The sequence below is a fragment of the Thermodesulfobacteriota bacterium genome (assembly GCA_040754335.1).
Classification (GTDB): Bacteria; Desulfobacterota_D; UBA1144; order Nemesobacterales; family UBA2774; genus 2-12-FULL-53-21.
Map to the genome: position 1 here is coordinate 93,629 of JBFMCV010000001.1, position 24,794 is coordinate 118,422.

Consider the following 24,794-nt stretch of genomic DNA (forward strand, 5'->3'; position numbering starts at 1 on the left):
GGACGTAAAGGGGGCTTGAATGATATTAGGCCGCTTATATGAAAGTCATTTAAAATCAAACCCGGAGAAAACGGCGGTGTTCTTCCGGGGGAATTCATATACGTATGCGGACCTGGACAGATACGCGAATGACTCGGTCAATGCGCTTCTCGGCATTGGTATCGGCAAGGGAGACAGGGTCGCGTTGTTTATGCGTAACTGCACTGAGCTGATCGGGCTTTACTTCGCATGTTTTAAGATAGGCGCTATCGCCGTTCCGCTCAACAACCGTTATGTGAAGGATGAGGTCGTATATGCGGTAAACCAGTGCGCAGCCGGGGTTTTGATAGCCGATTGCGGGCTCTATCCGAGAGTGGAGGGAATAGGGAGCAGCGCGCCGTCCGTTAAACGCATGTTTACAATAGGGGAATTTCCGGGCGGCGGCGTCCGCTCATGGGAAAGCGTCGTTAGCAGCTCACCTGTGAAAGAGGAGCGGCCTCACGTGAATTATGACGATACGGCGATGATTTTTTACACCTCGGGGAGCACAAGCAAGCCCAAAGGCGTAACGCATACTCATAAAGCGCTCTTCAGTCTTAGCAAGAGCCGTAGCATAACTCAGGAGCTTGCAGCAGATGATATAGGGCTCGTCGTGACAGCGGTCTGTCATCTCGGCGGGTCCGGCGGATTATGCTTTCCGCTTCTTTATGCCGGAGGGTCGGTAGTAATCATGGAGGGGCCTGACCCTGCGCTTTTTCTCAAATACGTCGAGACATACCGTCCGACACGCACTCTTTTACTCCCCGCACAACTGATCGATGTGATGGACCATCCGAAGTCGGGAAAGGTCGATTTTGGATGTTTCAAGGAGGTCGAATGCGGTGGGGACTATATAGCCAGCGACCTTTACGAGCGCTTCAGTGCGGTCACCGGCTTTGAGCTCAATCAGTTATACGGGCTCACCGAATGTGAAGGCGCTTGTTTCACTCCTCCCCGCCTGCCGGTCAAGCGCGGATCGATCGGAGTGCCGAGAGACGGGGTTGAAGTATGCCTTGTCGATCATGACGGCCGCGAAGCGGGGATTGGGGAAGCGGGGGAAATCCGGATAAAGAGCGACAGCACCATGTCCGGTTACTGGAATGACGAAGAAAACACATCGCTGGCGCTACGGGACGGATACCTTTTGACCGGAGACATAGGCAAAAGGGATGAATCGGGATACTACTACTATCTGGGCCGCATCAAGGAGATTATCATCAAGGGCGGCTCCAATGTGTCGCCCGGAGAGGTCGAGGAGGTGCTGGACGACCATCCGGACGTTACGTTGAGCGGAGTGGTCGGAGTGCCCGACAAACACTACGGCCAGCTGATACATGCTTTTATAGAGCTGAAGTCGGGCTTGAAAGACGCCCCCGATGAGGCGGCGTTTAAGTCATACGCATCGGAAAAGCTTGCCGCCTACAAGGTCCCCGACTACTGGACATTCGTAGATAGTTTGCCCCGGAACGAGGTGGGGAAAATTGACCGGAGAGGACTTCATGCACTCGCGGGAAAACTGGATGCTTCGAGCTAGAAACCCGATTCCCGAAGTCCCCGCAAATGGTGGCGGGTTCCGGGCAATCAGGAAGAGGGAGACCTACGACGAGATGCTGAGCCTGGAATCTATACCCGAATTTGACTAAGGGTGGGTCATAGCCGCTCTATTACGAATATCGCCTTTATCCGCCGTGCAGTCTGCTCTTGCGGTTACAAAGATTCTTTCCGCTTACCCAGCCGGCACCATATTTTCAGTTGTTTATTGATACGGGTCTGCTCCCCCGGGTCTGAACGACCTAAAGGGATTAGATGCTGCCGTTAACGTCGATGAGCTTCTCGGCTTCCTGTATCACTTCTCCAAGCCTCTCTTTAAAGAGGTTGATTCCACCGAGTGGGATTACTATGCAGGACCTGCCCCCGCTGAGCTCCGTTATCCTGAGATATTTGCCTTTGTGATTTTCTTTCACGTCGAAGAAGAAGCGCTTCGATTCGATATCGACGTGCTTGCTCGCATGTTCCTTCTCGTCTTTCTCAAGTCTGTCCATTTTCTTTCTACCTCCGCCTCTTTCCCGCTCGTTTTAGTGGGGAATTCGCTGTAGTTGTGTATTTAGGGTAGGAAATAATAACTCTTGGTTTTAGAAAAATCAAGATAACGGTTTAAAATAGTTTTGTGTATAATCACTGAGCGTTATGGACATAAAAAGGGGGCTTGGAAAGTGGGCGGAAACATAAAATTCGGTATCGCGGCGCCTGTTCCGGGCGAGTCGGTCGAAGGTCTGATCGAGTTCACGAAGTCCGCGGAGGACGCCGGATTCGACACGGTCTGGTTCCCTGACCATATCGTATTCATGGCACCGAGGATCACGCCCGAGGTCTGGTCTGTCGTGACCGCAGCCGCCGTGAAGACCGGAAGAATAAAAATGGGAACGGTCGGCGACGCCCACAGGATGCACCCTGCCGTGTTCGCCCACCGTCTCGCGACCGTGGACAGGATTTCGAACGGGAGGATTTTCGTTTGCGTCGGGTACGGGGAGAAGATGAACCTCGACCCATACGGCATAGCGTGGGATAGTCCGCTCACGCGCGTCGAGGAATCGATAAAGATCATGCGCTCTCTCTGGAGCGGGGGGCCCGTGAATTTCGACGGGGAGATATACAGGCTCAGGGACGCCGAGCTCAGGATAGAGCCCGTGAATGACAAGCGGGTCCCGATATACGTAGCCGCGACCGGGCCGAGGGCGCTGAGAGTCGCGGGGAAATACGGGGACGGATGGGTGACGAACGCAATGCCGCCGAGGCTCTTCGCCGAGAAGGCGAGGGCGGTCGCGGATGCGGCGCGGGAAAGGGAGGACGGCTCGTCAGGCCCCGAGAAGACGCTTTACATCTTCACCTCGATTGCGGGGGACAAGGACGAGGCCTACAAATCGCTCGAGCCCATAAAGCACGCGCTCATATGGCCCGAGCTCCTCGCACAGGCCGGTTACGATATCAAGATCGGCGACGAATATAAAGGGCTCGAATACACGAAGATCATGCCCAACGATACCGTGATGCTGAAGAAATTCAGGGAGATGGGCGATAAGTATTATTCCCGCGACATCGTATTCGATTTCGTAGCCGCAGGCTCAAAGAGTGACGTAATAAAGAGACTCGAAGAATATGCAGGCGCGGGCGTCGATCATTTCATACTGAGAGACTTCAGCCCGGACAGACAGCTTTCGATGAACGTTCTCTCCGGGGAGATTATGCCCTATTTCAGAGGGTGAAACCGTGGGTGTAAAGATGGTGCGGGTATCAGCGCGTCTAAGGCCTCAGTGCCTTACCCTCGATAGCTGGGCGGCGAAACTTCTGAAGGGGTCGCCGTGGTTTTCGGGGCCGAAATAGACCTTCCTCATGTAATCGAGAGCGCCTGAATAGAACTCGAACTCACGCGACAGCTTGCTGAACATGATGGGGTTCCCCTCGCCCCTTTCCAAATCCAGCCTCGATACGACGAAGTAGGACTTCATCCCCTCGTTCATGTAATAGCGGAGGTATGAGCCCCTGTTCACGTAATCCCTGAATATGCCGCTCATGAAAAGGGCGAAATCCCCGACGTACTTCCTCACTTCCCTTTCGTACCCGGAGTCGCTAGCCTGCATGTTTTTGCTTTCGAGGAGCATCTCAACTATCGTCTGTATCTTTTTGCCTTCGGAGTCGCTCAGCTTATACAGGCTCTCTGTGCGGGCGAATTCGGTGAGCATGTCTATCAGGTACCCGGCTGCGTCCCTGTCCTTTTCCTTGCCCAGGTCCGTGAAGCTCGTGTGGACGAGGCCGCTGAAGAACGATTTAATGGAAGCAGAGTTGATTCTACCGACTGTCATCGCGCGATGTTCACCCGTGCCGCTTCGTTGAGTATAATACAAATTTAGCAAATGATTCGGCAGGATGTCAACCGGGAATTTAAACCGGGAGATGAAGCGGCGGTTTCCTTCCGGGCTTCCTGAATTCCGACCGGGCATGGAAGGCAAACAATAAGGTTTTAAAAGGACGCTCGAATGGCGAGGATAAAGATGGAGTTCCCGAGGAGCCCGGTGTTTTCCACGGACATAGACCTCAGGATAAGCGACATAAACTACGGGGGGCACCTGGGGCACGATTCCATACTGTCTCTCACGCACGAGGCGAGGGTCAGGTTCTTCAGGCATTTCGGCTTCTCGGAGCTCGACGTGGACGGGCCCGGGATAATAATGTCGGACGTAGCGATCGTCTATAAGTCCGAGAGCTTCTACGGTGAGACGATGGTGATAGACATAGCGGTGTGCGATTTCGTCAAATACGGCTGCGATCTCGTTTACAGGCTTACAGAAAAGGGGTCGGGGAAGGTGGTCGCAATCGCGAAAACCGGGATCGTGTTCATGAATTACGCCGAACGGAAGATCGCCCCTGTGCCGAAGAAGTTCAAGAAACTATTCAGACCGCGGAAGTATTCGCTCACGATCCAGGGTTGAATTCGATTACGGTAGGTTATACTGAACGACAGATAAGGCAAGGGGAGGGAGGTTACCCTCCCCCTGTTAACTCGTTAAATCTAGCTCTTTTCCTTTTCGACTATAATCGCGATACCCATGCCGCCTCCGATGCAGAGAGCGGCGAGCCCGCGCTTAACTTTCTTTCTCTTCTCCATCTCGTGAAGGAGCGTAACGAGAATTCTCGTCCCCGAAGCGCCGATCGGATGGCCTAACGCGATAGCGCCGCCGTTCACGTTAATCTTCTCTTCGGGTATCGGCAGGTCCCTCAGCACCGCGAGAGACTGGGCCGCGAACGCTTCGTTCAGCTCGAAGAGGTCTATGTCGTCTAACGACAGCTTTGCCTTGTCGAGCGCCTTCTGTATCGCCGGGACAGGGCCTATTCCCATGATAGAGGGGTCTACTCCGCCTACGGCGTATGAAATGATTGACGCCACGGGCTTAAGCCCCAGGTCTTTCGCCTTCTTCTCTGACGTGACGAGCACTGCGGCCGCGCCGTCGTTGATTCCGGAAGCGTTACCAGCGGAAACGGTGCCGCCTACTTTAAATACAGCGCGGAGTCCTTTTAATCCCTCTAAAGTCGTGTCGCCCTTCGGGTGCTCGTCTCTCTCGAAAGCTACGGGGTCGCCTCTTCTCTGGGGGATCATTATCGGGACTATCTCGTCCTTGAACTTCCCCTCTTCCTGTGCGGCCTTGCATTTCATCTGGCTCTTGTACGCGAATTCGTCCTGCTCGTCCTTCGTGATGTTGTATGATTCGGCGAGGTTCTCGGCCGTGACTCCCATGTGGTAGTCGTTGAATATGTCCCAGAGGCCGTCATAAACCATGCCGTCCACGATTTCGTCTTTAGGCATGCCCATCCTGTAGCCGTAACGGGCTTTCTGGAGATAGAAGGGGGCGAGGTTCATGTTCTCGGTGCCGCCTGCGATAATCGCCTCGGAGTCACCCGCCTTGATCGCCTGTGCCGCGAGCGCGATCGACTGGACTCCCGATCCGCAAACCCTGTTGATGGTGAACGCAGGTGTTTCCACGGGCAGTCCCGATTCGATCGCGACCTGCCTCGAAATATTCATCCCTTGTCCCGCGCTCAGGATGTTCCCCATTATGCAGTCGTCAATTTCCTTGGGATCGACCCCTGTACGGTCGAGGATTTCCTTTACTACCGTGGCTCCCAGCTTTGCCGGGCTGATCTCTTTCAATGTTCCGCCAAACGCCCCAATAGCAGTTCTTAGCGGCTCGCTAATTACGACTTTCTGCATATCTAGCCTCCTTGATATTTATTCCCTTCCAATGCCGTGAGTGGATTTTACATTAAGGCTTTTTATTTGCAAGCTAGCGGAGACCCGGTCTTGACAACGATATGCGGTTTGGGTAACCCGTTAATGATTTTTACCTGATAAACTATCTATTCGGGAGTATAGCATACTTGTCCAAATTAACGGTGGGAGTGATATTCGGCGGGAGGTCCGTTGAGCACGAGGTGTCGCTCCTCTCGGCGAAGTCCATAATCAGTAGCATCGATCCCGGGAAATACGATGTCTTCCCAATATTTATAGAGAAAAGCGGGACCTGGCGGAGGGCGTCCGTGTCTTCATGGCTCGACGAAGGCGGTCTCGAATTCTTTGAAGACTCTTTCCTGTCTCCCTCTCTAAACCCCGGAAAACCCGTATTTTACGAAATATCGGGCAAAAAGATTGTCAGAGAGCACGCAGTCGGAGTGGTCTTTCCCGTCCTCCACGGGACATACGGGGAGGACGGCACCGTGCAGGGCATGTTCGAGCTTATGGGAATACCGTACGTCGGAGCCTCCGTTCTCGGCTCCGCTGTAGGGATGGACAAGATCGTGATGAAGACGCTGCTCAAGGAATCAGGGCTCCCTGTCGTCGGGTATCTCGGTTTTTATAAATCCGACTGGGAGTCGGGCAAGCAGGCGGTCAGGGCGAGGATACTAAAAGAGATCGGGATACCCTGCTTCATTAAATCGGCGAACCTCGGGTCGAGCGTAGGCATAACGAAGGTAAATTCGGAGGGCGAGCTAGACCGGGCTGTCGCCTATTCGTGCCGCTTCTCGGAAAGGGTCATAGTCGAGCGCGCGGTGAGGAAGCCGAGGGAGATAGAGGTGAGCGTGCTGGGTAACGACAGTCCCCGGGCGTCCTGCGCGGGGGAGGTCGTCCCGCACAGGGAGTTCTACGACTACACGGCGAAATATCTCGAGGAGGGGACTGGGCTTATAGCCCCGGCCGAGCTCGATGAGAAGACCGCGGAGAGGCTGAGGGACTACGCCGTGCGCACGTTCAGGGCGCTTGACTGCAGCGGTATGGGCAGGGTGGATTTCCTGATCGAAGAGGGAACGAACCAAATATACGTGAGCGAGATAAACACGATCCCGGGCTTTACTCAGATAAGCATGTACCCGCGCCTCTGGGAGGAGAGCGGGGTGAGCTTTCCCGAGCTCGTGAACAGGCTTATCGAGCTCGCCGTGGAGAGGCGGAGGAGGGCTGACGGCCTCGAATCCGACTATTCTGAAATCTCCGGGCAGGATTGATCCCGGTTCGTTGAAGAATCCGTCCGTTTTTTTTAATTGAATCCACAGGAAGTCGAGAATTCGTATTCACTGAAATACGCCTTAAGACCGCCGGCAGGGCTTCGACCCGAATATTCTATGAGCCGGGAAGGCCGGATTTCATGAGGTATATTTTAATGGCAAGTGAGTTTATATTTTGACAATGGATTATTACGGCGGTTGTAATAGGTCGATGCGAAAACTAAATTGCGCATTTTCGAACTTATCGCGGGAACCCCGGATGATATGGGTCTTGCCGGTTCTGCTATTGTGTTCGGTACTTGGCATCATATCCGGATCGGCGGAGCCTCCGGCCGATAAGGCGGGCATGGATACGAAACCGGACGCCCTCATGCTCCGCTTTCCCGATGTGAGCTCGGACAGGATAGTATTCGTCTACGCCGGGGACATCTGGGTTGTCCCGAAAGCGGGCGGGGTCGCGAGCAGGCTCAGCTCTCCCAGGGGGAGCGAGCTCTTCCCCAAATTCTCTCCCGACGGCGCAGATATCGCCTTCAGCGGCAATTACGACGGCAATACCGATATATATGTGATGCCGTCAGGAGGCGGAGTGCCTGAGAGGATCACTCACCACCCGGACGACGACCTCGTTGCCGAGTGGTACCCGGACGGGAAAAGCATACTCTTCCGCTCCAACATGCTGAGCCCGACCCAAAGGTACAACAGGCTCTTCAAGGTCTCGAAACAAGGGGGCATGCCCGAAGCCCTCCCGCTCCCCTACGGCGAGCTCGGGAGCTTCAGCCCCGATGGCCAGAAGCTCGCCTTCGAATACATGGCTCCCATGAGAGGCGTATGGAAAAGATACAAGGGCGGGATGGCTAGCGACATATGGATATACGATTTCTCCTCAGGCGCTATCGAGAAGCTGACCGATTTCCCCGGGACGGACACGCTGCCGATGTGGCGCGGTGACAGGATATATTTCCTTTCCGACAGAGGGGAGGAGAAGAAACTGAACCTGTGGGTCTACGAGACAGGCACGAAGAAGACGAGACAGGTCACGGATTTCGCGGAATTCGACGTGAAGTGGCCGAGCCTCGGGCCTGACGACATAGTTTTCGAGAACGGCGGCAGGCTCTACCTGCTTAGCCTTCCGGACGAGACCGTGAGCGAGGTCTCCGTCGAAGTCCCGTACGACCTCCCGGAGGTGCGTCCGCGGCAGAAGGACCTCTCGGACAATATCTCGGACATGTCCGTATCTCCCAACGGCAAGAGGGCCCTCTTCGAGGCCCGCGGCGAAGTGCTGACCGTTCCTGCGGGGGAAGGGAGTGTGCGGAACCTGACCAACACGTCGGGCGTTGCGGAGCGCTTCCCGGCGTGGTCGCCCGACGGTAAATACGTCGCATACCTTTCCGATAGATCGGGCGAGTACGAGCTTTACATGAGGCTCAGCAACGGCGAGGGGGAGGAGCAGAGGATAACGAATGACGGGAAGGTCTACCGCTATCACCCCGTCTGGTCGCCCGACAGCAGGAAGCTCGCCTTCAGCGACAAGACCGGAAGACTCTTTATCGTCGATACGAGCGGGAAGGTCCCGAAAGAAGTCGATAAAGACGATTACGAGGGCATAGGCTCCTATTCGTGGTCGCCCGACAGCAGGTGGCTCGCTTACGCAAAGAGTACGCCTAACAATCTGAGGTCTATTTTCATATACGATACGAAGTCGGGAGTAACGCGCAGGGTTACGAGCGATTTCTATAACGACAACGGCCCTGTATTCGATCCCGACGGGAAATACCTCTATTTCTACTCCGACCGCGGATTCAGCCCCGTGTACGGCGACATGGACGATACATGGGTTTACCCGAATTCGACCCAGGTCTATGCGGTAACCCTGAGAAAAGATACGCAGTCCCCTATCGCGCCACGGAGCGAAGAGGAATATTCGCCGGGGAAGGATTCGCAGAAGGAAACTGCGGGCACGGACGGCGGTGTCGCTATCGACTTCGGCGGTATAGAAGACAGGGCGGTCAAAATACCCGTCGACGCCGGGAACTTCGGACCGCTCAATGCCGCAAAGGGCAGGATCGTCTATCTCAGGTTCCCTCCTGCGGGAAGCGGGAAGGACTCCCCAAACGGCGTCCTCCAGTTCTTCGACCTCGGCGACAGGAAGGAAAAGACGGTGATAGCCGGGATAAGCGACTACGCGCTCTCTGCGAACGGCGCGAAGGCGCTCTACCGGTCGGGCGATACGTACAGTATCATCGATCTCTCGGAGGGGAAGAACCCCGGCGACGGGAGGATAGACGTCGGCGGTATGAAGGCTTTCGTTGACCCGAGGAAGGAATGGTCCCAGATTTTCAACGACGCATGGAGAATAGAAAGGGACTTCTTCTACGACCCGGGAATGCACGGGGTAGACTGGCAGGCGGTGAGGGAAAGGTACAGGAAGCTCCTTCCGTTCGTCGTGGACAGGGAAGACCTCAATTACGTGATAAGCGAAATGGTGGGCGAGCTCAATTCCTCACATACTTATGTGGGCGGGGGCGACATGGACGAACCCGAGACCGTGCCCGTCGGACTCCTGGGCATAGATTTCGAGCTCGATAAAAAGAACAACGCGTACCGTATAAAGAAGATATACAGCGGCGGCGAATTCAACGCCGATATATATTCCCCGCTCGCGGAGCCGGGGGTGAACGTCGGTGAAGGGGATTACATACTGGCCGTCAACGGCAGGAAGCTCGATACCGCGCGCGACCCCTGGGAGGCGTTCCAGGGACTTAACGGCACTCCGGTGACACTTACCGTTAATTCAGCCCCGGATGAGCAGAGCGCGAGGAAGATAACCGTAAAGGTCATATCGAAGACCGAAGAGCAGAAGCTGCGGTACCTCGACCGCGTAGCCGGGAATATGAAGAAGGTGGATAAAGCGACCGGCGGAAGGGTCGGATACGTATACGTCCCCGATACGGGCATATTAGGGCAGAACGAGCTCGTGCGCCAGTTCACACCTCAGACTGAGAAAGAAGGGATTATCATAGACGAGAGGTTCAACGGCGGGGGGCAGGTGCCCGACCGTTTCATAGAGCTCCTCAACAGGCCCAACCTCAATTACTGGGCCGTGCGTGATTTCAAGGACTCGAAGACCCCGACTGTTTCGAATGACGGGCCCAAGGTGATGATGATAAACGGATGGTCGGGCTCCGGAGGGGACGCGTTCCCCTACTACTTCAGGAAGGCAGGGCTGGGCCCGCTCGTCGGGACGAGGACGCTCGGCGGGCTTATAGGCATCAGCGGGAACCCCGGTCTCATAGACGGCGGGTACATCACTGCGCCCGGTTATGCGTTCTGGAACTCGCACGGAAAGTGGGAGATCGAGGGTTACGGAGTAGAGCCGGATTATGAGGTCGAGGATCTGCCTCCAAATATCAAGGGCTCGCAGGACCCGCAGCTCGACAAGGCGATAGAGATAATTACCGACCTCCTCGAAAAGAACCCGCCCGCGAAGCCCGAGCGTCCGAAGTACGAGGACAGATCAGGGGCCGGATAAGCGGGACGTGAAGAAAGTAATCGGTTTGATAACACTTCTCGCCGCACTCCCCGGTCTCGCAGGCGTCTACCTGCTCATTAAATCAGGAAACCTACCGCCTGGTGCTTTGCTCATAGTCGTGAACGCGGTCGTTTTCAGGGGCGTGTGCGGAACTGTCGGTGGGATCCTGCTCTTTGCTGGCAGGAGGTGGGGGAGCTACCTCGCTCTCGTTGCATGGTCTTATCTCATAGTCGTTTCGATACTAACGCTCATAGGGCTCCACGACAAGGGCCTCCAGCTTGTATCTTTACTTCACGGGGAAGTTCCCGCTTCTTTCGGAAAGCCGCTCTTCTGGTCTCTCGCAAAATTAGTCCTCGGAATTCCGGTAGCTTACGCCCTAATGATGGACATACTCCGGGCGAGAAGGTCACTTAGCAGCCGCACCGGAGCATGACAGGATCGTTATTTTATCTTTTTGAAAATTTTCCGGATCCCTCATACAGTTTTGTGCGTACCAATGTAAGATACGTCCGGCTTTTTTACCCGCCGCGCACTACGTATACTAGTTATTTATATGCCCACATGTCTTCAGGGAGACTGACACCATGGTAATGACCGATAAGAGATACGAGAAGGCTACATTTTCGGGGGGCTGCTTCTGGTGTATGCAGCCGCCTTTCGACAGGCTCGAGGGAGTAATATCGACTACGGTCGGGTATACGGGCGGGAAGGAGAAAAACCCGAATTACCACGAGGTCTGCATGGGCAGAACGGCACACTTGGAATCGATAGAGGTCATATACGATCCGGAGAGAATCTCCTACGACCAACTCCTCGACGTATTCTGGCTCAACATCGACCCGACCGACGACGGAGGGCAGTTCGTCGACAGGGGCAGGCACTACAAGACCGCTATTTTTTATCATAACGAAGTGCAGAAGAAGACGGCCGAGGAGTCGAAAAGGAAGCTCGGGGAGTCGGGCAGATACAAATCGCCCGTAGTGACCGAGATAAGGCCCGCAATGGAATTCTACCCGGCCGAGGAGTACCATCAAAAATATTACGAGAAAAATCCCATCGGCTACTCACACTACAAGGTCGGCTCCGGCAGGGAGAGGTATATAGAATATATGAAGAATATGAAATAAATGTGTATATCCCGCCCGCCCCGGGTGAGCTTTGCGGAATGAGCGCCGAATTTCACGAAGGAGGACATGCGAAATGGCTGACGATAACAAGAGGTGGTTCGAAAAGAACGCTCCAAAGATGGCGGAGGGGTGGTGGAGCTTCTATAACGCGGTCGAGGGGGAGACCGTGCTCGACAAGAAGACGAAGGCTCTCATAGCCGTATCCGTCGCCGTGCACGGGAGGTGCCCCCACTGCACGGAGTCCCGTATAAAGAAGGCGCTCGCGCTCGGCATAAGCAAGCAGGAGATAAGCGAGGCCATAATGGAGACCGCTCTCCTTTCCTCGGGGACCGAGATATTCTGGGCGAAGGAAGTTTACGACAAATACCTGGGATAGCCCCGCTTAAGGCATTACGACTACCCCGTATTATTGTATTATTAATGACTTCAAGTTCCTATGAAGGCGGAAGTTCTGCGCCTTGTTGTTTTTCCCGGCATGGGTATACTCATTCTTCCTCGGTCGGGGTGTAGCGCAGTCTGGTAGCGCGCGGCGCTTGGGACGCCGAGGTCGGAGGTTCGATCCCTCTCACCCCGACCACTCTTCATTGTTCTCTAAGCGAGACCGGCGGGAAGTAAAGTGCTACGAGCTCTCGGTTCCAAATGGCCCCTGTCCGGCTCCGTTCCTCAGGCGTAGTGAATCGATATTCGTATAATAACGCTCGGACATATTTCGGCGGCTTATCGGGAAAGGGGTTATGCCGGAGAAGTCTTAGTACGGCCTCATCGCCCTCTAAAAGTTTTTCCATAAAATTTATAAACCACGGATGCTGCATCGGCGAAGAGAGCGCGGCAAACCACATCAGCCATTCGAGCCGCAGGTGATAGGGCGCTATCTGCGGCGGTGTGCGGCTCACGTCCCCCGGCTTGCCGATGAATTCATACTCGCGCCAGCGGGTAGACTCCGTAAGCACGGGCTCGTCCGTTCCCTCGACGATCACTTCATAGCGCGGCCGCGTGATTGACCCGAAAGCGCCGTAAGTATTCACCAGGTGGAGCGGCTCGAAAGATGCGTTCATTAGTTGGTTCGGGGACATCATGTTGCTCACAGTAAAAAAACTCAATACCGCAACAAGTGCTGTAAGACCCAGTGTGGCTGACACATAAAAACGGCCGGGCTTGGCAAACTCGGGAAGGCGGATCGGAATAACGCGCTTTAACCATGAGTCGCTGATGGTGCTCAGCGCCAGGACCATCGTGAGCAGTCCCAGAAATGAAAAGTTCCCGCTGGCAAAGAGCCACAAATGAAAGAATATGGTTATGAACCCCGCAACCGCACTTATTTGATACGGCGCAAAATAGGCAAACGGGACGATTAGCTCGGCGAAGTGATTAAAGAGCACTCCCGTTTTGTGGACCCATGCCGGCAGCCAATGGAAATACCAGCTAAATGCGTTCGGCATAGGCTGGGTTTCGTAGTGGTACTGGAGACAGGTCAAATCACGCCAGCAGGCGTCTCCCCGGATTTTTATAAGTCCCGCGCCGAACATCACGCGGAAGAGCAGCCAATTGAAAAGAAGTATTACGAGATAGGACGGTTTGGTCCTTTCGGAACCCAGGAAGATCGCAAGAAACCCGGCTTCCAGAAGCATCATCTCCCAGCCGAATCCGTAAAACGTTTGACCCACGTTTACAAAAGAGAGGTAAACCAGCCAGAGCGCACCCCAGGTTCCTGCAGAGATATAATTGCCGAATTTCTCAGAGAACCCCGAAAGTGCAAACAGGGAAAGAGCGATACCGATCCATCCGAACAAATCGAAGGCGAAATCGGTCGGGGACCAGAAGAAGATGCTCGGCGATTCGATGAAACGCACCTGCTCTACGAATTGCGGGACTGGAAGAAGTCCGTGCTCTCCTAAAAGAGGCTTGAACTGATGAACGACGGCTATGAAAGCGATCAGATAAACGAATGCCAGGCCCCGCTGAAGGACGAGTCTTGTCAGCCAGTAGCTATCTGTCCATTTAATCCCTTTTATGTTCATATCATTTTATCATCACATTCGATCCCTCTCACCCCGACTGTATACCCCCGGTACGCACATCCACGATTCAATTTCCGGATCCCGGGAAGGCTGTCCCTGTCCTGACCCGTTAACTCAATTCGGTCAAAATATGTACCTTGTGCCGAAATTGATATTTATTTAATATTAGTTATATCCCCGTTTGCAGTGGAGAAGGCGGTTGAATGCGGGTTTCGCGGAACCGATAATCGGATGCGGCGTTCGAAAAGCTCTGATTAAATATTCAACCAACAGAAATGAAACACAAGCATATTATTCTCTCGGTTATAACCGCTCTGCTGACTCTTGTTTTCGTGGAGATCGGGCTGCGTTTATTGGTGCGTCCGTCTAATAACTCCTACGGAGTGCTTTTTAACAAAGATTTGCCCCCCTTCAAACTTATCCCCTCGGATATTATTCCGGAATGGGAAAGCGGCAAAAAACGCGAGCTGTTCGATTTCAAAGTCGTTGACGGGAAGAAGCTGAGGTTTGACGATTTCTTCCCCATTCTCAGGGACGACCCGCTGCTGGGTTTCACGGTCGGGGAAAATTACATCTCAACCAACGGCTGGAGACATTCCAACAACTTCGGAGCGAGATCAAGCGAGCCGCTTTCCCCGGATAAGCCGCACAACCGAGAGCGGGTCCTTTTTTTCGGCGATTCTTATACCGCCGGGGCTACCATTCCGCAGGACCAGACAATCATTCACTATCTGAATGAAAAAAGGCCGGACGTGGAGTTCGTGAATTTCGGCGTCGAAGGCTACAGCACGGGACAGGCGTTTCTTAGGTTTCGGACTTTAAAAGACAAACTCGAATTCGACCGTGTATTCCTGGTGTTCGTTCCGAACATGGACCTGTGGAGGGATATTAACGTGAACAGATATATCGGCGGCTCCTGGGCTGGATATTATTGCTATAACATACCCGTATTTGTTATCGAAGGCGGGAAACTCGAGCTTATACCGCCTCCCTACGGCTCGCTCGAAGAATTATTCGAGGATAACCGGGATTCTGTACAGTCCCGGTACAGGGAGCACCTGAGAAAATATGATAATTACTACAGCTCCATGTATGAATCTGTGTACCTGCTCGACAATTTTGTTGTTTTCAAGCTTCTCAGAAAATTCTTCAACCGCGTGAAATTCGAGTACGAAAGAACGTTCGGTATTTCGGAGAGCGTCATGGACGCGCGCTCCGAAGCTCAGACAGTGACTAAAGGAATCATCGACGAGATGGGCAGGGAAGCTCAATCTAATGGCGCTCGGTTTTCATTGATCGTTCTTCCCACGGACTCCGATATAAGAAGGTATAAGACAGAAGATTCGTATAAGAAATCCTGGGATGAGATGACTCGATTTATCTGTTCGGGAGAGATCGTCTGTTATGACTTTATGGACGACCTGTCGGGCCTTACCGAGGAAGAGCTGGATACAGGAAACGACGGTACGCATTACGGTCCTAAAACTAACGAACGGATCGCTGACCTCATATTAGAAAAATCCTTTTGAAACTCTCTCGTCGAAGGAACTTCGCGCCGTATCGAAGCTGTGCGGTGAGTCCGCCGCTGGCCCCGCGCGGGTCACTGTCCGGGACGTGTTTCTCGAGCGCCCGGGATACCTTCGAGCCTCCCGATTTAAAGAGCCGGCTGATAATCAGAACCGCGGGACGGGGACTGACCTGGAACGCAACGTAAGCAGCTGCGCCGAGGACGACGATCACGATGAGAATCCAGAGAAGGACTCTGATCGCGACAGGCATCAATCTCCGGCCGCCTGCTTCGTTCATTTTCGTCTCTCCCTGCAGTGACTGATTATCAGGCCTTAAGAATGCGGTGCGGATAACCGACTTCCCCCATACTACAAAGAATCTTATTCCGAGTCAATACACGGCAAGGCCTGCTGGGACCGTATGTTCGTTTGTCTGTCATCTGTCCTATATTCTTACACTTGCAGGCTCCCTGAAATTGATTATAACTTCCTGTTAACATGCAAAATAATCGGATGGCATCGCTCTTGCCATAATTTAATATCGAATAAAATTACTTCTGCATCCCGCATAGACGCATATGCATCGTAACTGATGTTTTTGAACGGTCGTAAGGAGGGCGAGGAAGAAGATAGAGAACGCGCTCCGAAAATTATAGGGAGCGGTCTTGAATTATTCGACGGAGTCGAGAAAAATCACAAGATGATAATAAAAGGTAAGATGGGAAACGTATCCGTTTGTTTTGTTTTTCTCTTTCTTATCGCCCGCGTCGGTTTTGCCGAAGATGTCGTTTTCAACCTCAGGGACGCCATCAGTACCGCGCTCGAGAACAACAACGAGCTCAGGGCATTCGAGAGTTCCGTTTCGGCGGAGAAGGCGGACGTAGGCATTTCGCGCAGTTATCTGCTCCCTCAAATAAATCTCGAGGAGGCCTTCGTACGCACTAACAACCCGACCGGGGTGTTCTCCATCAAGCTGAACGAGGGACGTTTCAAGGAGTCCGATTTCGAGATCTCGAGCCTGAATAACCCCGACCCTGTTAGCGATTTCGAGACGGACATCTCCGTGGAGCAGCCGGTATTGGCAGTACAGGAGGCGCTCGCCCTGAAATCGGCCAAGAAAGAATATCTGGCAAAGAGGGAAGAGTACGGAAGGCAGAGGGAATATGTCGCCTTCAGGGTAGTGGAGACCTACGTGCAGGTCGGGACTGCGAAGGAGTTCGTCGAGGTCGCGCGGAAGGCGCTCGAGGACGCAAATGAGCAGCTGAGGATAGCGAATTCGAGGTTCAAGTCGGGCATGGGCATTTACTCGGACACGCTCCGGGCGGAGACCGCTGTAACGGAGGCGGAGCAGCAGCTCGTGAGCACGGAGAAGAACCTCAAGGTCGCTAAGCGTTCTCTCGGGCTCCTACTCGGTCTCGACGAGTCGGTCGATACCGAAGCCGTGACGGAAGAGATCGAGCTCAGGGAATTCGACTACTACGCTGAGAAATCCCTCTCGCGCAAGGATGTGGCCTCCCTCCAGCACCGTTATGAAAGTGCCAAGACGAACGTGAGCATTGCCGATGCGGGATACCTTCCGAGGATAGGTGTTAGGGGCACGTACCAGCTTAACGACAGGGACGTGCCGTTCGGCTCGGAAGGCGACAGCTGGTTCGTAGCGGCTTTCCTACGATGGGAGATTTTCAACGGAGGTAGGAGGGAGTACGAGAGGGCGAGGGCGAGCCACACGGCATCGCAGATCGAGGAGAGCCTCGAAGGCATGAAAAAGAGCGTCTCCCTGAGCGTATACGATTCCTATCTCGCTGTCGAGGAAGCGAAGAAGAACGTGGAGCTCGCGGAGAAATCTCTCGAAACGGCGGCGGAAGGGACAAGACTCGTGAGGAAGAGGTACGAAAACTCGTTGTCTCCGTTCTACGACCTCCTCGACTCGCAGCTTAATCTCGACAGGGCGAGGGCAAACCTCGTCTCCAAACGCAACGGGTGCTTAGTCTCGGTCGCTAGGCTCTCGTTCGAGAGCGGGACTATTCTCGATGATTTAGGAATAACGGATTAAACCGATATGAACGGCATGAAAAGCATAAGGGTATTGCTGATTTTGTTTCTACTCGTTGCTTCCTGCGGGGGCGGCTCGGATTCCGATAAAAAAGACGCCGATAGTGACGTTATCAAGGGCGTCGGGACGGAGAGAGTCCACAAAAAAGTGGTCGTCGAATATTACAGTACTTCCGGGACCGTGAGGGCTAAAACCGTAAGCGACGTCGCGAGCAGGGCGATGGGCACCGTAACCTCCATTAAGGTGCGTGAAGGGGACACGGTTGCGGAAGGAGATGTCCTGCTCACGCTTGACGACAGGGACTTCAGGCAGAGGGCGCTTGCGGCGAAAGAAGCGTACAGCGAGGCGCTCCATTACCTGGAGACGGCGGAGAGCAGCAAACGCCTCACGGAGCTCACGTACGAGAGGTATAAGAGCCTTTACGACGATAAAGCCATATCCGCTCATGAAATGGACGAGATGGAGAGCCAAAGGGAAATAGCCGCGAGCGAATTCGAGCGTGCGCGGGCATCGCTCGGCAGGGCCAAAGCGAATATGGAGGAAGCCGAGATCAACCTGGGATTCACGGAGATCAGGTCCCCTGTCACGGGCATCGTGACCGGGAAGGAAGCGGAAGTCGGCAGCATGGCCGTCCCCGGCCGTGTCCTGCTCAGGGTTGAGGACAATTCTTCTTTCAGGCTGGATGTGAATGTCGACGAAAAAATGTCGGGCCGGCTCGAGCCCGGCATGACCGTTTACGCCGACGTGGACGCGCTCGGCAGCCGTCTCGAGGGAACGGTTACGGAGGTCGTTCCGGCGGTCGACCCCTCGACGAGGACCTTCCTCGTGAAGATCGGGCTCGGCGGCGAGTCCCTGAAGACGGGTCTCTATGGTACCGTCCTCATACCGTCGGGCAAGCGTGAGGCGATACTCATTCCCCGTTCCGCCGTCGTGGAAAAAGGCCAGCTCGAAGGGGTCTATACAGTAGACGAAAACGGGACCGCGACATACAGGCTCGTCCGGACCGGCAGGGAATATGACGGTAATGTAGAGGTGCTGTCAGGGCTCAGGGACGGCGACGTTGTCGTAGTGGAAGGGGCCGGCAGGGTAACCGACGGAGTGCGCGTCGAGGTCGACTGACTGTTATGAATACGGGAATAGCGGGCAGAATAGCCGGCACTTTTATTGAGTCGAAGCTCACGCCGCTCATCGTAATCGCGTCTCTCGCGATGGGCATATTCGCCGTGATCATAACCCCCCGTGAAGAAGAGCCCCAGATAATCGTCCCCATGGTCGATGTTTTCGTTTCCTACCCCGGAGCTTCGTCCGCAGAGGTGGAGGAGCGCGTGACGAGACCCATGGGTAAGCTCCTCTGGGAGGTCGAAGGCGTCGAATACCTCTATACCATGTCCAAACCGGGGATGAGCGTCGCGACAGTGAGGTTCTATGTCGGCGAGGACATGGAGGACAGCATCGTAAGGCTCTACAACAAGCTCATGTCAAATTACGACATGATTCCTCCCGGAGTGTCCGAGCCTCTCGTAAAACCGAAATCTATAGACGACGTGCCTATTTTGGCGTTCACGCTATGGAGCGACAGGTACGGCGGTTATGAGCTGAGGAGGGTGGCATATGAAGTCGCCGATGAGCTCAAAAAGGACAGCGAGGTCTCGGAATACAGAGTAACAGGGGGACAGCGGAGACAGATAACCATTACCCTCTATCCGGCTAAGCTAAGGGCTTACTCACTCACCCCTTTGGGTATCGCGGACGCTCTCGACAAGTCTAATTTCACCATCAAGAGCGGCGCATTCCCCTCTGCCGTCGGTGAGTATGTGGTCGAGACGGAGGGATTCCTCAGGAATGCGGACGATATAGGCGGTGTCACGGTCGGCGTTCGCGACGGACGCCCGGTCTATCTCCGTGACGTCGCCGGTATAACGGACGGGCCCGGAGAGCCGTCCGAGTACGTATTCATAGGGTTCGGCGGGGCTTCTGAAAAATACAGGAAAGGGTATTCTGAAGCGGTCACGGTCTCGCTCGCCAAGAAAAAGGGCACGAACGCGACTCACATCGCCGAGAGGCTCCATGAGAAGCTCGAGCACATGAAAGGGAGCGTCATACCCGAGGGGGTGGAGATTGAAACGACCAGGAATTACGGCGAGTCGGCTAAAGAGAAATCGGACGAACTCCTGAAGCATATGTTCATCGCGGCCCTCTCGGTCACGTTCCTAATCGCAATTGCGCTCGGATGGAGGGAGTCCATAGTCGTGCTCGTGGCGATACCTGTCACTCTCGCGCTCACTATATTCGTTACATATATGTTCGGCTACACGCTCAACCGTGTGACACTCTTCGCGCTTATTTTCTCGATCGGCATACTCGTCGACGACGCCATAGTTGTCGTCGAGAATATTTACAGGCACTTCAAGATATCGGGCGTGAGCGCAGCCGTCGCCGTAAGGGCGGTAGACGAGGTCGGGAACCCGACCATACTGGCCACGTTCACGGTCATAGCCGCGTTACTTCCGATGGCGTTCGTGTCGGGGCTCATGGGGCCATATATGAGACCCATACCGATAGGGGCGTCCGCGGCCATGCTGATATCGCTATTCATCGCGTTCATAATCAGCCCGTGGCTGAGCTACATCGTGCTCAGGGGCGTAAAAAGGTCCGGCAAGCCCGAAGGTGAAGAGGGCAGGCTCCTGAGTAGGCTCAACCATATATACGAGGGGAATCTCAGAGGGCTTCTCGGAAGCGGCAAAAAGAGGGTCAAGGCCTATGCGCTGGTATCTCTCCTGCTCGCGGCGTCGTGCCTCCTCGTACTCTTCAAAGCCGTGACTGTGAAGATGCTACCTTTCGATAACAAGAGCGAGCTCCAGGTGATAATAGACATGCCCGAGGGGAGCACACTCGAGGATACGGCCGCTCTGTCGCGGGAGATTGGAGATTACCTGGGGACTGTGCCCGAAGTCCTCGACTATGAGCTCTACACCGGCACCGCGGCCCCTGTCAACTTCAACGGCCTCGTAAGGCACTATTTCCTGAGAGAGGGCCCGAACGTATCCGACATACAGGTGAATTTCGTTCCCAAGGGCGAGAGGGACGCCCAGAGCCACGACATAGCCAAGAGGATAAGGCCCCGCATCAAGGAGATAGGAGATAAGTATGGCGCCAGGATAAAAATCGCAGAAGTCCCGCCGGGGCCCCCGGTGCTGAGCACTCTCGTCGCCGAGATATACGGGCCCGACCCGAAACGGCAGACAGAGATAGCCCGTCAGGTGATGAAGATATTTGAAGGGACGGAAGGAGTCGTCGACGTGGACTGGTACGTCGAGGACGATCAGAAAAAGGCGGTATTCGAGGTCGACAGGGAGAAGGCCTCTAGGAACGGTATAAGCCCCGAGGACATTGCGAGGACGCTCCGGATCCTCCTCTCCGGGAGCCCCGCCGGCCTCGCTCACGTAGAGAAGGACAAGGAGCCGGTAGAGCTCGTCCTGAGGGCCCCTCTATCCGAGAGGGCCGGAATCGAAAGCCTGAAGGAGATAGGGGTCGCCGCGCCCGAAGGCGGACAAGTGAGCGTCTCGGAACTTGCCGACGTTAGGGAAACCGTCGAGGACAAGACCGTCTACGGAAAGAATCTGAAGAGGGTCGTATACGTAACTGCCGATGTGGCCGGGAGGGAAGAGAGCCCCGTCTACGCGATTCTCGGTATGGGGGAAGCGATTAACGGCCTCGAGCTGCCGGAAGGATACGTATTGAAACAGTATTCCTCCATTCAGCCCCCTCTTGAAGACGTGTATTCGATGAAATGGGACGGCGAGTGGCAGATAACCTACGAAGTCTTCAGGGACCTGGGAATAGCCTTCGCCGCTGTCCTCGTGCTCATATACGTCATGATCGTGGGATGGTTCAGGTCTTTCATAGTGCCGCTCGTCATTATGGCCCCGATCCCCCTTTCGCTGATCGGCATACTGCCGGGACACGCACTCCTGGGCGCGTTCTTCACCGCGACGTCGATGATAGGCTTCATCGCGGGCGCGGGCATAGTCGTAAGGAATTCGATCATACTCGTAGATTTTATAGAGCTCAAGCTGTCGGAAGGCATGGCCCTCGGGGACGCCGTAGTGGAGGCAGGAGTCATAAGGTTCAGGCCTATGCTCCTCACCGCATCCGCTGTTGTCGTCGGATCGTCCGTTATTCTCTTCGATCCAATCTTCCAGGGCCTTGCGATCTCGCTCATGGCCGGCGAGGTAGCGGCGACTCTCATATCCAGAACGATGGTACCGCTGCTCTACTACGAGTACAGGAGCAGGGTATCCTAGATCCGTCCCGTACGCGCGTGATTTCCGGTCAATGGAAGACCGTAGAAGTTTTGCTTTACATTCGGCGGTGAGGGCGTCATGCCTTATTGAGCGATTTGGCTTTACCGGTCCTGACTATTACCGCAGCCGCATAACCGACAACGGACTCGTAGTCACCCGTAACGTCGCCCGAATTGGCGTAATTGAGGATTTCCACGCGGTCGGCCCCCAGATCGCGGCAAGCCCATAATACCGCGGCTATAGCGCCGCTCCCGCAGGCGAAACCCGCTCCTTCGCTCTCTGCTTCCGAGACGCCGTCCGGATCGAATGCTCCAATTCTGCGGAGCATCTCTCCATCGAACTTTCTCGCCGGGATGTCCGGATAAAAGTGAGACAAATCCGAGCTTGCTATGAGCAGAACCTTGCGGCCGGCTATGACACGAGCGAGTGAATGTCCGAGCGCTTTCGCGGCCCTCGGGTTTGAGCCGTACAGCATTACGGGCAGCATACGGGGAGAGCCCAGCATGTACTGCAGGAAGGGCAGCTCGACCTCGACCGCGTGTTCCGGATCGTTGCTTACGGGGACCAATTCTTCCTTGTACGCCTCCATGAGTGTACGGTTGAGCGCGTTCATCAAGTCCTTGTCTATTTCCACTGTCCCCAGAGGAGTTTCGTAGGCATCGTGAGAGGAAGTGATAATATTTCCGGAAGAGAGAAAATGAGACGGTGAAACGATGACAACTGTTTCGAACTCCATGCCTCTTATACACTTGTATGCGTATGCGGCGACCTGCCCGGAGTACATGTGACCGGCGTGCGGCGCTATGATGCCGACTACCTCACCGACGGGTTTATTTAATTCCGCATTCGATATGTACCGTTCTATGCTTTTGACAAGGAGCCGGGGGTTTCGCTGATACCACGCACCCCCGATCGATGGTCTGATGTTCTTCATTATCTTGCGGCCGTCATGCCTCCGTATCCGCGCCCGTAAACAATTTCTGCTTGTATGCCGTACATTGACGATCCTGCTTCCTAAGCACCGTAAGTATCATCTGCGGAAGGAACGTGTCCGTGTTTCTTTGGTATTGGCATTATATCTACGGAGAGTCTTCGTGATCCCCAGTTTCCGGGCTCCGGGTCGAGGCGGCCTGACAGCGCGGTTCCGCAAAACGTACAGCGCCCGTTCTTATCAAGATTCCATTTCCCGAGCTCGTACCTGCTCCTCCCGATCAGAAGGCTGTCGCAGGAAGAGCAGTACGTGGACTCGCCTTCAGGGTCGTGGATATTTCCCGTATATACGTGGTTTATGCCTGTCTCTTTTGCGATTCTCCGGGCTTTTTTCAGCGTCAACGGAGGGGTAGGGGGTACGTCCGTCATTTTAAAGTCGGGATGAAACGCCGAGAAGTGAAGCGGAACGTCCGGGCCGAGATTATCCAGGACCCATTGACTGAGCCTTTCGATCTCTTCGGCCGAGTCGTTGCGGCCCGGTATTAAAAGAGTGGTTATTTCGAGCCACGAATCCGTCTCGTTCTTTATCCATTTCAGATTGTCCAGGACGGGTTCAAGCTCGGCGAGACATATTTTCCCGTAGAATTCCTGCGTAAACGCTTTTAAGTCGACGTTTACGGCATCTATATTGGCAAAAAACTCCTTTCTCGACTCGCGTGATATATAACCCGCTGTCACGGCGACGGTCTTTAGCCCGAGGTCATGCGCTGCCAGAGCGGTGTCCGTCGCATACTCGGCGAAAATAACTGGGTCGTTATATGTAAATGCGATACTCTTGCACGATTGTCGTTTTGCCTCGAGTGCAATGTCTTCGGGAAGAGCGTGTGAAGTGAGTCTTTCGTCCTGCTTTGCCTTGGAGATATCCCAGTTCTGGCAGAACCTGCATCCGAGATTACATCCTGCTGTTCCGAATGATAATACGCTTGTTCCGGGGTAGAAATGATTCAGGGGTTTTTTCTCGATCGGGTCGATACAAAAGCCCGAAGCGCGCCCGTAGCTCGTAAGGACGATTTCTCCGCCCTGCGCCCGGCGGATGTAGCAGAAGCCGCGCTGTCCCACGCGAAGTCTGCAGTACCTGGGGCATAGGTCGCACTGCACCCTTTCATCATCCAGCCGGTGCCACCACCCTCCGCTTACCGTATATGGTGCGATAAACTTTCTTTTTTCCATGTACTTTTTACCTTGTTTACTTCATAGCATATATTATATCATCCTTGCGAAATGAGATTTGTTACAGGCTCTTATGGCCACGGCCATCGAACCCGTTCGGCATCCACTTTCTCCGCATACGGACATAGAACCGGCGCGAAAACAGGCGCGTCTCGTCCCTTCCCCGGGATTTCCGGTCTATTGACAACCGAAGGCGGTTTGCTTTATATTGGGGCATGAGGGCGTCATGTTGTGTTGAGAGATTTGGCATTGCCGATCCGGACTGAAAGCGGCTTTTCAGAAACTATGACATGACCGGTATAGCGACACTCTTATTAATACTTCTTATCTCACCCGTTATATTCCTGCCCGGCTGCTCGTCAACGAAATATGTCCCTATAGAGGACCCCTCGGAGCGGATAATCAGCGGCTGCATATCCATGCTCCCGCCAGCGGAGGGTGAGTGGTACGTGGACACACACTGGACCGAGGTGCTCTACGGTCCCGATCCGTGCGAGGACAGGCTCAGGTTGGCGAGCGGAGACGAGGAGGATTTGTACTTTATTTATATCACGACCGGACTCAGGAAATGGAGCGATAAGCTCGATAACGAATATCTCCGGAACTGGGTAAAGAATTACCATGACAGGGAGCTGATAAAGAATGAGGAGCTCGGGATTGAGGTCGTAAATTATGAAACTGTTACGTGTAAAAGTATCGAAGGCGTCTGTGCCGAAGCAAGCTACAGCTTCATAACGTCCAAACGGCTCCAGTTCAAGGCGGGCGGCCCAACCACGACTTTCCGTGATATTAAGCTCATGCCGAGCGATAAATATTTCTATGAAGTCGTCGAATTTTATGTGTTCGACGGTCCATATGACAATCTCGAGAAGGACAGGAACACTTTTTATTATGAAGTTATGTTCCTGCACGTATCGGTCGATGAGAAAAAAGACCCCGAATTGAAAGAGCAATCCTACAAGGTCCTCGAGAATATAAAATTCAACGAAAAATGGATTATAGATGAGAAGTCGTACTGATAACCGCT

Annotated in this window: 21 protein-coding genes and 1 tRNA gene; 15 read left to right on the forward strand and 7 right to left on the reverse strand. The window is 54.2% G+C overall.

What is annotated here, in order from left to right:
• The first annotated feature begins 19 nt into the window (after positions 1-19).
• Together AB1598_00465 and AB1598_00470 are read left to right on the forward strand one after the other, a co-directional pair.
• On the forward strand, positions 20-1,552 hold the full coding sequence (locus tag AB1598_00465; GenBank protein ID MEW6143470.1) for an AMP-binding protein: 1,533 nt from the start codon (positions 20-22) through the stop codon (positions 1,550-1,552).
• The gene (locus AB1598_00470; GenBank protein MEW6143471.1) at positions 1,539-1,661 is read left to right on the forward strand and encodes a hypothetical protein; all 123 of its coding nucleotides are present in this window, start codon (positions 1,539-1,541) and stop codon (positions 1,659-1,661) included. Before AB1598_00465 ends, AB1598_00470 begins: the two co-directional genes overlap by 14 nt.
• A 159-nt stretch (positions 1,662-1,820) precedes the next feature.
• Here the strand turns inward: AB1598_00470 and AB1598_00475 are convergent, their stop codons facing one another.
• Positions 1,821-2,060: a DNA-binding protein gene (locus AB1598_00475; protein MEW6143472.1), complete on the reverse strand. Its 240-nt coding sequence runs from the start codon at positions 2,058-2,060 to the stop codon at positions 1,821-1,823.
• Between the two features lie 171 nt (positions 2,061-2,231).
• Here AB1598_00475 and AB1598_00480 point away from each other — a divergent pair, with 171 nt between their 5' ends.
• On the forward strand, positions 2,232-3,281 hold the full coding sequence (locus AB1598_00480) for an LLM class flavin-dependent oxidoreductase (protein MEW6143473.1): 1,050 nt from the start codon (positions 2,232-2,234) through the stop codon (positions 3,279-3,281).
• Between the two features lie 45 nt (positions 3,282-3,326).
• Here AB1598_00480 and AB1598_00485 read toward each other — a convergent pair whose 3' ends face one another.
• The gene (locus AB1598_00485; protein MEW6143474.1) at positions 3,327-3,878 is read right to left on the reverse strand and encodes a hypothetical protein; all 552 of its coding nucleotides are present in this window, start codon (positions 3,876-3,878) and stop codon (positions 3,327-3,329) included.
• 174 nt (positions 3,879-4,052) lie between these two features.
• Here AB1598_00485 and AB1598_00490 point away from each other — a divergent pair, with 174 nt between their 5' ends.
• Positions 4,053-4,505, forward strand: a complete 453-nt coding sequence (locus tag AB1598_00490; GenBank protein ID MEW6143475.1) for a thioesterase family protein — start codon at positions 4,053-4,055, stop codon at positions 4,503-4,505.
• Positions 4,506-4,585: 80 nt separating this feature from the next.
• Here the strand turns inward: AB1598_00490 and AB1598_00495 are convergent, their stop codons facing one another.
• The gene (locus AB1598_00495; protein MEW6143476.1) at positions 4,586-5,782 is read right to left on the reverse strand and encodes an acetyl-CoA C-acetyltransferase; all 1,197 of its coding nucleotides are present in this window, start codon (positions 5,780-5,782) and stop codon (positions 4,586-4,588) included.
• Positions 5,783-5,949: 167 nt separating this feature from the next.
• On the opposite strand from AB1598_00495, the gene AB1598_00500 reads away from it, so the two are divergent.
• From AB1598_00500 to AB1598_00525, 6 genes are all read left to right on the forward strand, one after another.
• Entirely contained in the window at positions 5,950-7,068 is a 1,119-nt protein-coding gene (locus AB1598_00500; protein ID MEW6143477.1) for a D-alanine--D-alanine ligase family protein, read from the forward strand.
• Positions 7,069-7,414: 346 nt separating this feature from the next.
• Positions 7,415-10,597 carry a PDZ domain-containing protein gene (locus AB1598_00505; GenBank protein ID MEW6143478.1) on the forward strand — a complete coding sequence of 1,061 codons (3,183 nt, stop codon included), beginning with the start codon at positions 7,415-7,417 and terminating at the stop codon, positions 10,595-10,597.
• 7 nt (positions 10,598-10,604) lie between these two features.
• A complete protein-coding gene (locus AB1598_00510; protein MEW6143479.1) occupies positions 10,605-11,030 on the forward strand; it encodes a hypothetical protein in 426 nt (141 codons plus the stop codon).
• Positions 11,031-11,187: 157 nt separating this feature from the next.
• On the forward strand, positions 11,188-11,724 hold the full coding sequence (msrA, locus tag AB1598_00515) for a peptide-methionine (S)-S-oxide reductase MsrA (protein MEW6143480.1): 537 nt from the start codon (positions 11,188-11,190) through the stop codon (positions 11,722-11,724).
• Between the two features lie 73 nt (positions 11,725-11,797).
• On the forward strand, positions 11,798-12,100 hold the full coding sequence (locus AB1598_00520; GenBank protein ID MEW6143481.1) for a carboxymuconolactone decarboxylase family protein: 303 nt from the start codon (positions 11,798-11,800) through the stop codon (positions 12,098-12,100).
• Positions 12,101-12,224: 124 nt separating this feature from the next.
• Positions 12,225-12,301: transfer RNA gene (locus tag AB1598_00525), tRNA-Pro, on the forward strand.
• A 4-nt stretch (positions 12,302-12,305) separates the two neighbouring features.
• On the opposite strand, the gene AB1598_00530 is transcribed toward AB1598_00525, so the two are convergent.
• Positions 12,306-13,742 (reverse strand): lipase maturation factor family protein, encoded by a 1,437-nt coding sequence (locus AB1598_00530; protein MEW6143482.1) that lies wholly within the window; start codon positions 13,740-13,742, stop codon positions 12,306-12,308.
• Positions 13,743-14,017: 275 nt separating this feature from the next.
• Here AB1598_00530 and AB1598_00535 point away from each other — a divergent pair, with 275 nt between their 5' ends.
• Positions 14,018-15,271: an SGNH/GDSL hydrolase family protein gene (locus AB1598_00535; protein MEW6143483.1), complete on the forward strand. Its 1,254-nt coding sequence runs from the start codon at positions 14,018-14,020 to the stop codon at positions 15,269-15,271.
• On the opposite strand, the gene AB1598_00540 is transcribed toward AB1598_00535, so the two are convergent.
• A complete protein-coding gene (locus AB1598_00540) occupies positions 15,249-15,548 on the reverse strand; it encodes a hypothetical protein (GenBank protein ID MEW6143484.1) in 300 nt (99 codons plus the stop codon). The two genes, AB1598_00535 and AB1598_00540, sit on opposite strands and share 23 nt — an antisense overlap.
• A 300-nt stretch (positions 15,549-15,848) precedes the next feature.
• On the opposite strand from AB1598_00540, the gene AB1598_00545 reads away from it, so the two are divergent.
• From AB1598_00545 to AB1598_00555, 3 genes are read left to right on the forward strand one after another with little or no spacing between them, the layout of a single operon-like run.
• Positions 15,849-17,303, forward strand: a complete 1,455-nt coding sequence (locus AB1598_00545) for a TolC family protein (protein ID MEW6143485.1) — start codon at positions 15,849-15,851, stop codon at positions 17,301-17,303.
• A 6-nt stretch (positions 17,304-17,309) separates the two neighbouring features.
• Positions 17,310-18,422 carry an efflux RND transporter periplasmic adaptor subunit gene (locus AB1598_00550; protein ID MEW6143486.1) on the forward strand — a complete coding sequence of 371 codons (1,113 nt, stop codon included), beginning with the start codon at positions 17,310-17,312 and terminating at the stop codon, positions 18,420-18,422.
• A gap of 5 nt (positions 18,423-18,427) precedes the next feature.
• Positions 18,428-21,607 (forward strand): efflux RND transporter permease subunit, encoded by a 3,180-nt coding sequence (locus AB1598_00555; protein ID MEW6143487.1) that lies wholly within the window; start codon positions 18,428-18,430, stop codon positions 21,605-21,607.
• Positions 21,608-21,683: 76 nt separating this feature from the next.
• Here the strand turns inward: AB1598_00555 and amrB are convergent, their stop codons facing one another.
• Together amrB and amrS are read right to left on the reverse strand one after the other, a co-directional pair.
• Positions 21,684-22,541 carry an AmmeMemoRadiSam system protein B gene (gene amrB / locus AB1598_00560; GenBank protein MEW6143488.1) on the reverse strand — a complete coding sequence of 286 codons (858 nt, stop codon included), beginning with the start codon at positions 22,539-22,541 and terminating at the stop codon, positions 21,684-21,686.
• A gap of 80 nt (positions 22,542-22,621) precedes the next feature.
• On the reverse strand, positions 22,622-23,767 hold the full coding sequence (gene amrS / locus AB1598_00565) for an AmmeMemoRadiSam system radical SAM enzyme (protein ID MEW6143489.1): 1,146 nt from the start codon (positions 23,765-23,767) through the stop codon (positions 22,622-22,624).
• A 290-nt stretch (positions 23,768-24,057) separates the two neighbouring features.
• Here amrS and AB1598_00570 point away from each other — a divergent pair, with 290 nt between their 5' ends.
• Positions 24,058-24,786: a hypothetical protein gene (locus AB1598_00570; GenBank protein MEW6143490.1), complete on the forward strand. Its 729-nt coding sequence runs from the start codon at positions 24,058-24,060 to the stop codon at positions 24,784-24,786.
• Positions 24,787-24,794: the final 8 nt, after the last annotated feature.

Excerpts from the sequence above, each read along its gene's own strand:
- amrB (MEW6143488.1), bottom strand. The coding sequence starts at position 22,541 with ATGAAGAACATCAGACCATCGATCGGGGGTGCGTGGTATCAGCGAAAC.
- AB1598_00520 (MEW6143481.1), top strand. The coding sequence starts at position 11,798 with ATGGCTGACGATAACAAGAGGTGGTTCGAAAAGAACGCTCCAAAGATG.
- AB1598_00570 (MEW6143490.1), top strand. The coding sequence starts at position 24,058 with ATGACCGGTATAGCGACACTCTTATTAATACTTCTTATCTCACCCGTT.
- AB1598_00475 (MEW6143472.1), bottom strand. The coding sequence starts at position 2,060 with ATGGACAGACTTGAGAAAGACGAGAAGGAACATGCGAGCAAGCACGTC.
- amrS (MEW6143489.1), bottom strand. The coding sequence starts at position 23,767 with ATGGAAAAAAGAAAGTTTATCGCACCATATACGGTAAGCGGAGGGTGG.
- msrA (MEW6143480.1), top strand. The coding sequence starts at position 11,188 with ATGACCGATAAGAGATACGAGAAGGCTACATTTTCGGGGGGCTGCTTC.
- AB1598_00530 (MEW6143482.1), bottom strand. The coding sequence starts at position 13,742 with ATGAACATAAAAGGGATTAAATGGACAGATAGCTACTGGCTGACAAGA.
- AB1598_00465 (MEW6143470.1), top strand. The coding sequence starts at position 20 with ATGATATTAGGCCGCTTATATGAAAGTCATTTAAAATCAAACCCGGAG.
- AB1598_00495 (MEW6143476.1), bottom strand. The coding sequence starts at position 5,782 with ATGCAGAAAGTCGTAATTAGCGAGCCGCTAAGAACTGCTATTGGGGCG.
- AB1598_00555 (MEW6143487.1), top strand. The coding sequence starts at position 18,428 with ATGAATACGGGAATAGCGGGCAGAATAGCCGGCACTTTTATTGAGTCG.
- AB1598_00490 (MEW6143475.1), top strand. The coding sequence starts at position 4,053 with ATGGCGAGGATAAAGATGGAGTTCCCGAGGAGCCCGGTGTTTTCCACG.
- AB1598_00540 (MEW6143484.1), bottom strand. The coding sequence starts at position 15,548 with ATGAACGAAGCAGGCGGCCGGAGATTGATGCCTGTCGCGATCAGAGTC.
- AB1598_00485 (MEW6143474.1), bottom strand. The coding sequence starts at position 3,878 with ATGACAGTCGGTAGAATCAACTCTGCTTCCATTAAATCGTTCTTCAGC.
- AB1598_00535 (MEW6143483.1), top strand. The coding sequence starts at position 14,018 with ATGAAACACAAGCATATTATTCTCTCGGTTATAACCGCTCTGCTGACT.
- AB1598_00505 (MEW6143478.1), top strand. The coding sequence starts at position 7,415 with ATGGATACGAAACCGGACGCCCTCATGCTCCGCTTTCCCGATGTGAGC.
- AB1598_00550 (MEW6143486.1), top strand. The coding sequence starts at position 17,310 with ATGAACGGCATGAAAAGCATAAGGGTATTGCTGATTTTGTTTCTACTC.
- AB1598_00470 (MEW6143471.1), top strand. The coding sequence starts at position 1,539 with ATGCTTCGAGCTAGAAACCCGATTCCCGAAGTCCCCGCAAATGGTGGC.